Origin of the sequence: Nitratireductor sp. XY-223, assembly GCF_004959855.1 — a bacterium.
Classification (GTDB): domain Bacteria; phylum Pseudomonadota; class Alphaproteobacteria; order Rhizobiales; family Rhizobiaceae; genus Hoeflea_A.
Genome location: NZ_SPNT01000009.1, coordinates 12,988 through 25,575, shown reverse-complemented (window position 1 = coordinate 25,575; position 12,588 = coordinate 12,988). Strand labels below are relative to the sequence as shown.

Here is a 12,588-nt window from a genome sequence, read left to right as displayed (position 1 = left end):
CGAGGACAGAGCCGGCATTCAACCCGGAACACATCCTCCTCGTCACGCGGCAGGACAATCTCCGCCTTGCCCGGCGTCATCGCGCAGGCCCCGACCGGAAGCACCCTGAGCGGGAAGTCCAGTGTGTGCGCCCGTATTGGGCGAAAGCACCTTTTCCATCGCGTAAAGACGAACGATATAGCCATTGGAAAGCCGCCCCTCGACGGGGTGGAGGATGCGATAGCCGAGGCACTGGTAGAGCGGTTTGCCGGGGAGCGTGGCCGTCAGCGAGAGCTGGCGGACGCCGTTTGCGGCGGCATCGTCTTCGATGATCGCCATAATCCGGCTGCCGAGGCCCCGGCGGGCGACGAGAGGATCGACATTCACCGCCCGAACCAGCGCCTGGCCGGGCGCGAGTGTGTCTGCGAACTCACCCGACGCGGCTGCGTAGCCGGGCGCGCGACAGGACCAGCCGCCGCCCGCCAGGATCGCACCCCGTGGATCGGCGAGGACATGATAGTGGCCGTCATCGACCAGGTCGCGGGTCAAGAGCGGCACCTCCTCCAGGGCAAGGCGCATCGCGTCCAGGTCGTAGTGGCCGCCGTTCAGGCCCAGCGTTGCACGGCGCTGCAGGTCCAACAGGGCATCGAAATCATCGGGCCGGGCGAGACGGTGGGTCAAAACCGGTGTCATCATGTGTCTCCTTCGCTGCGGAAGATGCCGTTGGAACATCCCATTTCGCAAACGAATTTACTTTCTGGCCAAAATTAGAGATTCTAATGGGCATGGATATCGATGCATTGAAGGCATTCATGGCGATCACCGAGACGGGGAGCTTCACGGCGGCCGGCCGGCAGATCGGGCGCACGCAAAGTGCCGTCAGCCAGCAGATCAAGAAACTGGAGGCGGAGATCGGGCGGCCGGTCTTTGAACGCGGCAGCGGCGCCGTGCGTCTGACACAGGAGGGGCGGCGGCTTCTGGGTCCCGCGCGCGACGTGCTGAACGCCCATGACCGGGCACTCGAAGCCTTCGCGCTGACCTCCGGCGCCGGCCGGGTGGCACTCGGCATGTCCGAGATCTTCCTGACGCCGGTTCTCAGGCGTCTGCTGCCCGCGATGCGAAGGGTGGCGCCGGAGGTTGAATTGTCGCTGTGGACTGAAGCCACGCCCGAGCTGATCGGCGGTCTGCGCGACAGCGGGCTCGATCTTGCCCTGCTTGCCGGCGACGCCTTGCAGATGCCGGAGACCGTGCCGCTGTTCGTGCGGGATGCGGTCTGGATAGGGCCCGAGGTCGTGGACCTGCACAAGGTAGACCCGCTGCCGATCATCGTGTGGGGCGAGGCAAGCGACTACGCCCGGACGATTCAGGGCGCGCTCGAGCGGACCGGGCGGCGCTACCGCGTTGCGATGACCACCAAGAGCTTCGGCGGCATGATGGCGGCGGCGCGGGCCGGCATCGGTATTGCGGCAGGGCTGGCGGAAAATGCGGAGGCCGGTCTGAGGGTGCTGGGCGAGGAGGCCGCAATGCCGCCGCTTCGCACTTTGAAAGTGTCGCTGGCGCGAAGACCCGAGGCGCGATCAAGGGCGGTCCGCGAAGTGGAACGCCTGATCGTCACGCTTTTTGCGGACGGAACGGTCTGACACATAGGTTACAGCCGGTCAGAGAGAATGATGTTTCAGGCACAACCCGCGTTCGGATCGGTGAGGCCAAGTATGGACAATCGCCCGGTCAGGATTTCTCAAAGGCAAGAAATACGAGCGTACGCTGTTGGCCCGCCTTGTCTTTCAGCGATACCCGGTAGATGGCGCCCTCTGCGGACCATTCCCGCAATTGAAAGCTGTCCGGATGGTTGACGGGCCAGTCGGGCGCAAGTTGTGTGCCGGGGCGACAATTCTGCAAAAGAGCCCATAGTGAATCGGCCATTCGCTCAGCGGAACCATCGCGGTACGGAAACGCCCAGTAGCAGGAAACCCCCGTTTTGGCAGACTGGCTCAGAAATGTGCCGCATGTCGCGCCGCGCGGTGCAATTTCCGCCGAAGTGTAGGATTCCAGCGCAGCAAACTGTTCGCAGCTCTGGCCGGCATCCGCCCATGACGCCATTGCAAGAAACGCGCACGCCGTTGAAAGAAATCGCCTGCATTCATAGGTCTTCATCCAGCCAACCATAGTTCCGTTTTCCTGTTCGGCAAACCGGAACGCACCCCCTGCGCGCGGCCGTTCAAATGAAAACCCTGAAATGCGAAGGCTTGCAATTCGATGACGCAGGTGATGAGACAGTCGTTGGTGGAGTGTCTCAGTCTCCACCCCGATTCGAGTCCGATAAAGGAGTAAGGGCATTCCCATGGAAGGTCTGTCGAAACGCAGAGATTTTGCCGTCGCACTTTGCCGGGAGGCGGGGGCCGTTGCGATGGGGTACTTCAGGAAGCGCGGCGAACTCGTGGTGGACAAAAAGGGGGCGCAGGACTGGGTAAGCGAAGCCGATCGCAATGTGGAAGCATTCATCCGCGAGAAGATTGCGGACACCTGGCCGCAGGACGGTGTTTACGGCGAGGAACACGACGCGAAGTCCGGCAGCAGCGGCTTTGACTGGGTCATCGATCCGATCGACGGCACGACGAACTTCGTCAACGGAATACCGGCCTGGACAATCGTCCTGGCAGGTGCATCCGAAGGACGGACGCAGCTGGGCGTGATCCACGATCCGAACGCCGACGAGATGTTCGTGGCTGTGAGGGGCGGCGGTGCGACGCTCAACAACGCGCCGATGCACGTCGCAACGCAAGTCCCGCTGGAAGCCGGCACTGTGGCTGTGGGCTATTCAAACCGGGTCGAGGCACGCAATATTCAACCCGTCATCGCGGCGCTGATCGAGCGGGGCGCAATGTTTTACCGCAACGCAAGCGGTGCGCTTTCGATCGCCTATGTCGCGGCGGGACGGCTGCTTGGATACCTTGAAGAGCACATGAACGCCTGGGACTGCCTTGCAGGCCAGTTCATGGTCGAGGAAGCGGGCGGGCGGATCGAGACGCAGGATGCGGGCCAGATGATCCGTTCCGGCGGGCGGGTTGTCGTCGGCGCACCCGAAGTGTTTGAGACCCTATTGGCCATTGCCGACGATTCATGGGGCGCACCGGAAATCTGACCGCTCGCCTCCGGGTGCGTGATAGCCGGCAGATCCGGCAAAGACGCTAATCCGGCAAAAGAACGGGGCCCCTTTCAGCGAATGCCATGCGGATCTCGGCCCCGGGATCGAGCGGCGTGTCGACATCATCATGGACGGCAAAGACCTGACCGAATCCGCCTGTCAGGGTGTATTCCATCCTGACCCCGACATACGTGGCCTTTGCGACCGTCGCCGGGATGCCCTCGTCCGCGCCGATCAGGAGCCGGGACGGCCTGACCGCAAGTGTCGCTGCTCCGGGCTGCAGGCCCCGCGCGGGAAGGCTGTGCGTATAGCCCTCGATCTCGATCGTGGCCGTGTTTCCTTCAACCGCCGTTATCTGGCAGGCTAGCAGGTTCGCCTCGCCGATGAAATCGGCCACGAACCGGTCATTCGGTGCGTCATACAATTCACGGGGGTTGCCGATCTGCGCAATGGCGGCATTCCGCATGACGACAATCTCGTCGGAGACGGCCAGAGCCTCCTCCTGGTCATGCGTGACGTAAACGACGGTCAGGCCAAGGTCCTGCTGAATGGCGCGGATATCCTCGCGCACCTGTCGGCGCAGCTTGGCGTCGAGGTTGGAGAGCGGTTCGTCGAAAAGCAGGACCTGCGGTTCAAGAACCAGTGCACGGGCCACGGCGACGCGCTGTTGCTGGCCTCCCGACAATTCTGACGGAAGTCGGCTGTCGAAGCCCGTCAGTCCGACAAGATCAAGACCTTCAAGCGCACGCGTGCGGGCCTCGCCCTTGGCGTATCCCGAAAAAGTCAGGCCGTACATCACGTTTTCCAGCACGCTCATGTGAGGAAACAACGCGTAGGACTGGAACACCATGGAGACGTCGCGGTCTGTCGCAGGCAGCTTGGTCACGTCCTGGTCGCCGATCAGGATGCGACCCGAACTGGCCATTTCCAACCCCGCAATCATACGCAATGTCGTCGTCTTTCCGCAGCCTGACGGTCCGAGAAGAGTAACGAGCCTGCCCGCCTCGACATACAGATCGATATTGTCCACGGCCACGACATCCTTGCCGAAAACCTTCGAGACTCCCTCGAAGCGGACCGGAGCGGCCTTTGCGCCAAGATGGGTTTCGGTCATGGGGATTTCTCCGTTCCATGGAGTGTACGCCGCCCGATCTGGACGCGGCCGACAAGCAGTTGAAGCAGACCCACGGCCGCCAGCATCACGAAGATAAGGGTCGTGGAATAGGCGATGGCGAGGCCGTAGTCGTTGTTCTCCACGCGCCCGATGATGTAGCTGGTGGCCATGTCGTAGTTGGCCGAAACGAGGAAGATCACAGCCGAGATCGCGGTCATGGCGCGAACGAAACTGTAGACCAGGGCGGCAAGGATCGCCGGGCGCAGCAGCGGTAGGATTATCCGGCGGAATGTCTGCCAGGAATTCGCACCGAGCGTCAGGGACGACTCGTCGAGGCTGCGGTCGAGCTGAGACATGGACGCTATGCCGGCGCGAACGCCCACGGGCATGTTCCGGAAGATGAAGCTGATCACCAGGATCACGCCCGTTCCGGTTATCTCGATCGGCGGCACGTTGAAAGCAAGGATGTAGCTCACGCCGATGACCGTGCCGGGAATGGCAAAACTGAGCATCGTGCCGAATTCGAAAGCGTTCTTGCCGGCAAAGTCCTGCCGTGTCAGCAGGTAAGCCGTGACGAGACCCACGGCGGCGGTGAGCGGGGCGGCGATGGCGGCAATCATGATTGTCGTCCAGAAACTGTCCCAGGCAGCACCCGTCCATCGAATGCCTTCGTCCTCGAAGCGCACGCTGAAGGCGGTGACATAGTGCTTGAACGTGAGGGAATTGTTGACCCCCCAGAGCTCGACCACGCTGCCGTAGACAATCATCGCGTAGACAATGGCGGTGAATAGCGCCCAGCCGAGCGCGATGATCATGACGGGAATTGCAAGGCCCGTTGGTATCAACGGGTGCACACCTGCATCGCCCTTGCCGGTCACAGTGGTGTAGCTCTTCTTTCCCAACCAGACGCGCTGGGCATAGAAGGCGGAAAGCGTGAAGAAAAGCAGGACCATGGCCAGCACCGCGGCACGGCCCTGGTCATACTGGGCGCCGACGATGGCAAAGAAGATCTCCGTCGACAGGACATCGAAATTGCCGCCCAGAACGAGCGGATTGCCGAAATCGGCCATGGACTCGATGAAACCCAGCAGGAACGCATTGGCAAGGCCGGGCCGCATGAGCGGCAGCGAGACGGTGCGAAAGGTCTGCCACTTGTTGGCACGCAGCGTCTGGGCTGCTTCCTCCATGGATGGAGAGACGCCCTCGACGACACCGATCAGCACCAGGAAGGCGATGGGCGTGAAGGCCAGCGTCTGGGCGATCAGAACGCCGGGCAGGCCGTAGAGCCAGCGGGTCGGCTGCACCCCGAGAAGCTCGGCGAAGAAGACCGTGATCGTCCCGGAAAGACCGAAAAGCAGGATCAGCGCAAGGCCGATCACGAATGGGGGCGTAATGATCGGCAGAACGGTCAGCGCACGCAACGCCCGCTTATGGCGGAACCCGGAGCGTGTGACGACAAGCGCAAAGGCAAGACCGAGGACAGTGGTGATCAGCCCCACGGCAATGGCAAGGAACAGCGAGTTCCACGCGGCGCCGCAGCGTGCCCCGGCAAGGCAGCCCAAACCCCACAGCCGGTCATCAAAGAACTTCGAAATGAAGACAGAGACGGAATAGGCGCCTTCCTCGGTAATGAAGGCGGCAAACAGCATCTTTGCGATCGGGAAAAAGACGAATGCGGTGACAATGGCGATAACGCCGCCGATCGCGCTGACGACAAAGACATCGCCATTGATCGCCCCGCGCGCGGCTATGCCCTGGGTAAAGAGGAACAGGAAGGCGCTGGCACAGATCATGGCGCCATAACCCATGCCGAACTGTCGGTCGCCCAAATCCCCGAAGAGCGCCTTCAGCCAGTCGTAGTTGAAACCGCGAATACCGATTCCGAATCCCTGGGCGACCAGCCAGCCGAAGCCAAGAGCGCCCGACAGGACCAGAACGCGGGCATAAAGCGGATCGGACTTTGGCCGGCCGAGCACCAGAAACGGCAAGGCAAGCGGGATCAGGAGGGGTGCGAGCCAGAGTTTTTCGCCCTGGCCGACAAGAAAGGCGGCGGGCGCATAGTCTTCGTCGAACGGATAGCCGTCAATCAGCCATTCGAACGACCAGAGCCCGTCCTCCAGCATGTACCAGGGAAGAAGACAGAAGCCGACCCACCCGGCCAGGATCCAGAAGATCAGAACCGGGTGGGTCGTTTTCTCGGCGGAGACGCTGTGCACTTACTGCGGCAGTGTCGAGACGTCCTCGTCCCACTTCTGCAACAAGCGCTTGCGTTCGTCGGATGAGCCGTATTTCGCGAAGTCATAGTCGATCAGCTTGATCGTCGACATATCCGGTGCCTTGTCGGACGTCTGCGCCCCCTTGTTCGATGGCACCTGGAAGGCATTCACCTGAAGTGCGAGATTCTGCGCGTCGGCCGACAGCGCCCAATCGTAGAACTTCTTGGCTTCCTCTTCGTTGCGCGCACCATCGATGATCGACATCGAGCCGATCTCGTAGCCGGTTCCCTCGCAAGGGGCGACGACCTTCACCGGGAAGCCCGACACCGCCTGTTTCACGGCATCGTGCATGAATACGATGCCGATGGTGTTCTCACCCCTGCCCGCCGCCTTGATCGGCGCCGAACCCGATTTCGTGTACTGGTTTATGTTCTTGTGAAGACCCTTCATGAACTCGAAGCCGTCGTCCTCACCGAAAATCTGGACCATCGATGCGAGCGTCGTGTAGGCGGTTCCGGAAGAGTTCGGGTTCGCCATCTGCACATGGCCCTTGTATTCGGGTTTCAGAAGATCCTTCCAGCAGGCAGGCTCCGGCAGATTGTTGGCCGCCAGAAGGTCGGTGTTGTACCCGTATCCAAGCGCACCCGAGTAGATGCCGATCGTCTTGTTTCCGGCGCTTTCGGCCTGCGAAATCGCCCAGTCATGGAGCTGGTCCCGCATGGGCGACATGTACTCCATCGTCAAACCTTCCTCGGCTGCTTGCAGGTGAGGATCACCGGTGCCGCCCCACCAGACATCGCCTTTCGGGTTCGATGCCTCGGCGCGGACCTGTGCGAAGGTTTCGCCGGATGACTTCCGGGTCATATCGACATCGATCCCGGTTGCGTCTTCAAAGCTGCGCGCCATCAATTGGCACCAGTCTTCCTGCGCGCTGCAGTATAGCGTCAGTTTGTCAGCGCTTGCGGCGGAAACCGAGGCGGCAAAGGCCATCAATGCCCCCGCGGAAGTGGCAGCGAGTTTACGCATGGTGTTCCTCCCATCGGACTAAATACGCCGGCTTTTCCGGCCTGGGTGTGCCGGGACAAGGCATTGCCCTGTGCACATTTCGATTATGGTCCGCTTCTATGGGCACTTGGCAAGGATTTTCTGAACCGGAGGCGCCATTTGAGTGCCCGTTGACGCTGACGCGAGACACGGTCGGGAACCTCAGTTCGGCACAATCCCCTCCGCACAACACGCCGAGTACCACAAAGCGGCAGAAGGATGCGCTTTCCACTGCCGGAGCCCGTCCATGCCGGTGTTGAAGGACACTTCGTCCAGAAGTTCTCCGGACACTATCGGGTCCCTGGCACCCTCAAGCGCACCGATCAGATTGTCAGCGACAGCCTCGAACCGTTCGTTTCCGGCGCATCCTCCGAAAAACACGCAGGTGTTGCGGATAGAGGTCAATCCACCATCGCCGAGCAGCGAAACGAGACGGCGCCCGACGTAAGGGTCATTGCCAAGCCTTTCATACGAACGGACATACGCCTGCCAAAGTGCGGGAAAACCCGGGGGTTCGGGCCAAGGGCGAAAGTCATCATGATCGTCATCGCAGACGAAAACGCGTCCGCCGGGCCGAACTGAACGAACCATCTGCGCAATGACCAGTTCCGGGCGGGGAACATGCTCCAGAAGAAAGCGGGCATGCGCGACATCGAATGTTCCCCATTCCGACTCGCTCAAGGGGAGCTCCAGCGCATCACCCTTGCGGAACTCCACAAGTTTCGGCTCCTCTGAACCTTCGGCGAGCCTGTTTGCTTGCGAAATCTGATCGCGGTCTCGCTCTATTCCGACCACGTGTCCCTTGCTGCCCACCGTCCGTGCAATCAGGCGCGTGAACTGACCGAGCCCGCTGCCGAGGTCCAGGACCGTCTCTCCGGGTCGGAGACCAAGCTCCCTCAGGCAGGACTCGTTCAGGATGTCATTGAGCAATGACAACCGTTGCTGTTCCTCCGGCGAGCTGCCGTGAATATATTCGGATCGCCCGGACACTTCGTCGCTCATATGGTTCCCCCCAAAGGCATATCGAGCAGCGTAATACGCCCCGCAGCCAATTGGAACGTGTGGTTGGAGCGGCGAATACATTTCACCGGCCACGCGTCCGACCCGGGCCAGGGGCGCCTTTCGGCCTTTGGCTGCCGTCGCACGCCCTGATGTCTTCAGCTTATGCAGACCCTACGACAGGCGCACGAAATGTCCGCTTTTGCGGCGGCGCGTTACACCATCGGGTCCCGCGCCGCTTCCGCCAGAAACGCGAACGCGTAGGCCGAGAAGGACCGCCAGCACTCGACCCTGAACACGTCCTCTTCCTCTCGCAGCAAGACAATCTCTGTCTTGCCGAGCAGCGTGCGCGCGCAGGCGCCGACCGGAAAGGCCTTGAGCGACAGGTCCTGCGGGCAGCCGGAGCTGATGACGGCTTCGGCGGCGGCGCCCGAGACGATGATCGCCGTGTTGCGGTTCGACACGTCGACTGCCGAGAAGGTTCCCGTCGCCGGTTGGCAAGCCGCCATCAGGTCCGCGCCGTCGGTGTCGATCACCAGCCACTCGTCTGGGCCGAGCCACAGCGCCTGCCGGCTTTTTGTCTTTGCGGCCGTCCCGCGCGCGGAAGTCTTCGGCTTTTGCGGCAGCTTGACGGCGAGCGCCTTGGAGAGTGGCGCGACGGCATCGGGGCGGGCGCGCAGGGCGAGCCGGCTCGCCGGCGCCGCCGGCGTGATCTGCACCTGCGCCGAACCCGCGACCAGTCCTTCCAGCGGATATTGCGGCCTAGCCGCCAGAGCCTCAGCCATTGACCCGCTCCCCCTTCTCGTCAAAGAACACGGTGCCCGTCACCTCCACCTCGATGGTCCGGTCCGGCATCGGAACGTAAAGCGTCTCGCCCGTCTTCGCCCGCCCGTCCGCGATCAGCGCCATGGCAATCGAATGGCCGCAGTTCTCAGACCAGTAGGACGAGGTGACGTGCCCGAGCATCTTCATCGGCACCGGCTGGTTCGGGTCGGCGACGATCTGGGCGCCCTCCTCGAGCACCGTTTTCGGGTTCTTCGTCTTCAGGCCGACGAGCTGCTTGCGCCCCTCCGCCACCAGGTCCGGCCGCATTAGGCCGCGGATGCCGACGAAGTCGGGCTTCGCCTTGGCAATTGCCCAGGAGAGACCGGCATCCTGCGGCGTTACCGTCCCGTCCGTGTCCTGCCCGACGATGATGAAACCCTTCTCGGCGCGCAGCACATGCATTGTTTCGGTGCCATAGGCGCAGGCGCCGAGCGGCTCCGCCCGTGCCCAGATGGCTTCCCAGACGGCGCGCCCGTAATCGGCCGGTACGTTGACCTCGAAACCCGCCTCGCCGGTGAACGACACCCGGAACAGCCGGGTCGGCACGCCGCAGATCCTGCCCTCGCGCGCGCTCATATGCGGCATTGCCTCGTTCGACAGATCAATGTCCTCCACCAGCGGCGCGATGATCTCCCGCGCCTTCGGCCCCTGCACGGCTACAACCGCCCACTGTTCGCTGGTCGAGGTCAGCCAAACATCGAGTTCGGGAAATTCGGTCTGCAGATAGTCTTCCATGTGGTGAAGCACGCGCGGCGCGCCGCCGGTGGTGGTCGTCACGTGGAACCGGTCCTCGGCAATCCGGGCGACAACGCCGTCATCGTAGATGAAGCCGTCCTCGCGCAGCATGATGCCGTATTTGCAGCGTCCGGGTTTCAGCTTCTGCCAGCCATTCGTGTACATGAGGTCCAGGAACTTGGCGGCGTCGGGACCGACGACCTCGATCTTGCCGAGGGTCGATGCATCGAACAGGCCGGCGACCTCACGCACCGTGCGGCACTCGCGGTTGACGGCGGCGTGCATATCCTCGCCGGCGCGCGGGTAGAACCAGGCGCGCTTCCACTGGCCGACATCCTCGAAGACCGCGCCATGATCTTCTTCCCAGCCGTGCATTGGCGTCTTGCGGGCCGGGTCGAACAATTTGCCGCGGCCGTGATTGACGATCGAGCCGAAGGTCACCGGCGTATAGGGCGGCCTGAAGGTGGTGAGGCCGACTTCCGGCATGTCGCGGCCGAGCGCCTCGGCGGCAATCGCCAGGCCGTGGATGTTGGACGTCTTGCCCTGGTCGGATGCCATGCCGTTGGTGGTGAAACGCTTGACATGCTCGATGGAGTGCATGCCCTCGCGCACAGCAAGGCGGATGTCCTTGGCTGTCACGTCGTTCTGGAAGTCGACGAACGCCTTGACCGTCGTGTCCGGCCCGGCACCAGCGGTGCTGCCGGCCATGCCGCCCGACCAGTTCCCGGCGCCGGTGCCTTTGAGCTTCGGCTTTGCGGCCCGTTTGCCGCCGGTCGCCTTTGCGGCTTCGCTGCCCGCCGCGACCGCCTCGTCGATGCTCGCCTGGAGCTCGTCGGTGCCATTGCAGGCGCCGACGCTTGTACAGTCCTGCGCGTATTCGCCCGGCAGGAAACGCTCGGTTTCCGCATCCCATGCGACCTTGCCGCGCGACTGCGAGAACATATGCACAGACGGTGTCCAGCCCGCCGACATGATCAGTGCATCGACGGCGACGGAGCGGCTCCCGCCGCCGCGGTTGCGCTTGACGGTCATTGCCGAAATGCGCCGCGCGCCGGATGTGTTGATGACCGAATGGTCCGTCAGCACCTCGATGCCGAGATCGGCGGCCTTCGACAGAAGTCCTTCGCCGGGGTTGTCGCGGCAGTCGACGATCGCCTCGACGGACGCGCCGGCGCGCTTGAGGTCGAAAGCGGTCTCATAGGCCGAATCATTCGCCGTGTAGATGCCGATCTTCGTGCCGACGGCAACCCCGTAATGGTTGAGATACTTGCGCGCCGCCGACGACAGCATGATCCCCGGCCGGTCGTTGTTGGCGAAGACCATGTGCCGTTCGATGGCGCCGGTCGCCAGGATCACTTTCTTCGCCCGGACCTGCCAGAGGCGCTCGCGCGGCAGTTCCGGACCGGGATCGGCCAGATGGTCGGTGACCCGCTCCGCAAGCCCGACGAAATTCTGGGCGTAATAGCCGAAGGCCGTCGTGCGCGTCAGCACCCGGACATTGTCCATCGCGGCAAGCGCGCAGGCGGTTTCGACGGCCCAGTCGAAACCGGGTTCGCCATTGACGGCGACGCCCGTCTCGTAGGCAAGCGCGCCGCCCGGATGCGCCTGCTCATCGCAGATAATCACGCTGACGCCGGTCCGCGCGGCTGCGAGCGCCGCCGAAAGGCCCGATACGCCGCCGCCGATGACGAGCACGTCGCAGTGGACATAGCGGCTGGCGTAGTGGTCGGTATCGGCCTCGTCGGGGGAGACGCCGAGGCCGGCCGCGGAGCGGATCACCGGCTCGTAGAGCTTCTGCCAGGCCGCCTTCGGCCACATGAAGGTCTTGTAGTAGAAGCCGGCGGCGAAGAACGGCGAGAAAAGGTCGTTCACCGCGCCGACATCGAAGCCCAGCGACGGCCAGCGGTTCTGCGAGACCGCCTTCATGCCCTCGAAAACCTCCTGGACGGTGGCCCGCACGTTCGGCTGCCGTCGCGCCTTGTCGCGCTCGATGCCCATCAGCGCGTTGGGCTCCTCGGCCCCGGCGCCGAGCACGCCGCGCGGGCGGTGATACTTGAACGAGCGGCCCATCAGGTGAACACCGTTGGCAATCAGCGCCGACGCCAGCGTGTCGCCCTCGAGCCCGGTATAGATGTCGCCGTCGAAGGTGAAACGGACGGTTCTGGCCGGTGTCAGCCGGCCGGCCCCGGCGATGCGATTTGCGCCGCTCATTTGTCCGCTTCCCCGCTCTTGGCGGCAAGCTCGGCCGCATCGGGTTTCGGCTCGCCCGCCTCGTAGGTGGTGATGAACTTGTCCGACACGGTATCGCGGGCGGCATTGAAGAAGCGGCCGCAACCGTGCACGTGCCGCCAGCGCTCGAAGGCGATGCCCTTCGGATTGGACCGGATGAAGAAATAGCCCTCGAATTCCTCGTCGGAGATCGACTTCATGTCGGCCGGGCGCGCGATATGCGCTTCGCCCGCATGGCGGAATTCCAGCTCCGGCCGCTCTTCTTTGCAATAGGGACAGTAAATCTGCAGCATTGTTGAACC

At 63.0% G+C, this 12,588-nt stretch carries 10 protein-coding genes and 1 pseudogene; 2 read left to right on the top strand and 9 right to left on the bottom strand.

The window, feature by feature from the left end:
• Positions 1–14: 14 nt before the first annotated feature.
• Positions 15–110: pseudogene (locus E4M07_RS29600) on the bottom strand (sarcosine oxidase subunit gamma); the annotation flags it as partial.
• A gap of 648 nt (positions 111–758) precedes the next feature.
• Here E4M07_RS29600 and E4M07_RS23220 point away from each other — a divergent pair.
• Positions 759–1,619 (top strand): LysR family transcriptional regulator, encoded by an 861-nt coding sequence (locus E4M07_RS23220; RefSeq protein WP_136660808.1) that lies wholly within the window; start codon positions 759–761, stop codon positions 1,617–1,619.
• 88 nt (positions 1,620–1,707) lie between these two features.
• On the opposite strand, the gene E4M07_RS23215 is transcribed toward E4M07_RS23220, so the two are convergent.
• Positions 1,708–2,133: a hypothetical protein gene (locus E4M07_RS23215; RefSeq protein WP_136660807.1), complete on the bottom strand. Its 426-nt coding sequence runs from the start codon at positions 2,131–2,133 to the stop codon at positions 1,708–1,710.
• Between the two features lie 187 nt (positions 2,134–2,320).
• Between E4M07_RS23215 and E4M07_RS23210 the strand changes: the two genes are divergently transcribed.
• The gene (locus E4M07_RS23210; RefSeq protein ID WP_136660806.1) at positions 2,321–3,121 is read left to right on the top strand and encodes an inositol monophosphatase family protein; all 801 of its coding nucleotides are present in this window, start codon (positions 2,321–2,323) and stop codon (positions 3,119–3,121) included.
• Between the two features lie 46 nt (positions 3,122–3,167).
• Here the strand turns inward: E4M07_RS23210 and E4M07_RS23205 are convergent, their stop codons facing one another.
• The 7 genes from E4M07_RS23205 to E4M07_RS23175 form a co-directional block, all read right to left on the bottom strand.
• Entirely contained in the window at positions 3,168–4,238 is a 1,071-nt protein-coding gene (locus E4M07_RS23205; protein ID WP_136660805.1) for an ABC transporter ATP-binding protein, read from the bottom strand.
• Positions 4,235–6,454 (bottom strand): iron ABC transporter permease, encoded by a 2,220-nt coding sequence (locus E4M07_RS23200; protein WP_136660804.1) that lies wholly within the window; start codon positions 6,452–6,454, stop codon positions 4,235–4,237. Before E4M07_RS23200 ends, E4M07_RS23205 begins: the two co-directional genes overlap by 4 nt.
• Positions 6,455–7,480, bottom strand: coding sequence for an ABC transporter substrate-binding protein (locus tag E4M07_RS23195; protein ID WP_136660803.1), 1,026 nt, complete (start codon positions 7,478–7,480; stop codon positions 6,455–6,457).
• A 180-nt stretch (positions 7,481–7,660) separates the two neighbouring features.
• Positions 7,661–8,500 (bottom strand): methyltransferase domain-containing protein, encoded by an 840-nt coding sequence (locus E4M07_RS23190; protein WP_169054359.1) that lies wholly within the window; start codon positions 8,498–8,500, stop codon positions 7,661–7,663.
• Positions 8,501–8,712: 212 nt separating this feature from the next.
• Complete coding sequence (locus E4M07_RS23185; protein ID WP_136660801.1) at positions 8,713–9,282, bottom strand: sarcosine oxidase subunit gamma; 570 nt, start codon at positions 9,280–9,282, stop codon at positions 8,713–8,715.
• Entirely contained in the window at positions 9,275–12,268 is a 2,994-nt protein-coding gene (locus E4M07_RS23180; RefSeq protein WP_136660800.1) for a sarcosine oxidase subunit alpha, read from the bottom strand. Before E4M07_RS23180 ends, E4M07_RS23185 begins: the two co-directional genes overlap by 8 nt.
• Positions 12,265–12,579 carry a sarcosine oxidase subunit delta gene (locus tag E4M07_RS23175; protein ID WP_136660799.1) on the bottom strand — a complete coding sequence of 105 codons (315 nt, stop codon included), beginning with the start codon at positions 12,577–12,579 and terminating at the stop codon, positions 12,265–12,267. Before E4M07_RS23175 ends, E4M07_RS23180 begins: the two co-directional genes overlap by 4 nt.
• Positions 12,580–12,588: the final 9 nt, after the last annotated feature.

Excerpts from the sequence above, each read along its gene's own strand:
- E4M07_RS23195 (WP_136660803.1), bottom strand. The coding sequence starts at position 7,480 with ATGCGTAAACTCGCTGCCACTTCCGCGGGGGCATTGATGGCCTTTGCC.
- E4M07_RS23175 (WP_136660799.1), bottom strand. The coding sequence starts at position 12,579 with ATGCTGCAGATTTACTGTCCCTATTGCAAAGAAGAGCGGCCGGAGCTG.
- E4M07_RS23205 (WP_136660805.1), bottom strand. The coding sequence starts at position 4,238 with ATGACCGAAACCCATCTTGGCGCAAAGGCCGCTCCGGTCCGCTTCGAG.
- E4M07_RS23190 (WP_169054359.1), bottom strand. The coding sequence starts at position 8,500 with ATGAGCGACGAAGTGTCCGGGCGATCCGAATATATTCACGGCAGCTCG.
- E4M07_RS23210 (WP_136660806.1), top strand. The coding sequence starts at position 2,321 with ATGGAAGGTCTGTCGAAACGCAGAGATTTTGCCGTCGCACTTTGCCGG.
- E4M07_RS23180 (WP_136660800.1), bottom strand. The coding sequence starts at position 12,268 with ATGAGCGGCGCAAATCGCATCGCCGGGGCCGGCCGGCTGACACCGGCC.
- E4M07_RS23185 (WP_136660801.1), bottom strand. The coding sequence starts at position 9,282 with ATGGCTGAGGCTCTGGCGGCTAGGCCGCAATATCCGCTGGAAGGACTG.
- E4M07_RS23220 (WP_136660808.1), top strand. The coding sequence starts at position 759 with ATGGGCATGGATATCGATGCATTGAAGGCATTCATGGCGATCACCGAG.
- E4M07_RS23215 (WP_136660807.1), bottom strand. The coding sequence starts at position 2,133 with ATGAAGACCTATGAATGCAGGCGATTTCTTTCAACGGCGTGCGCGTTT.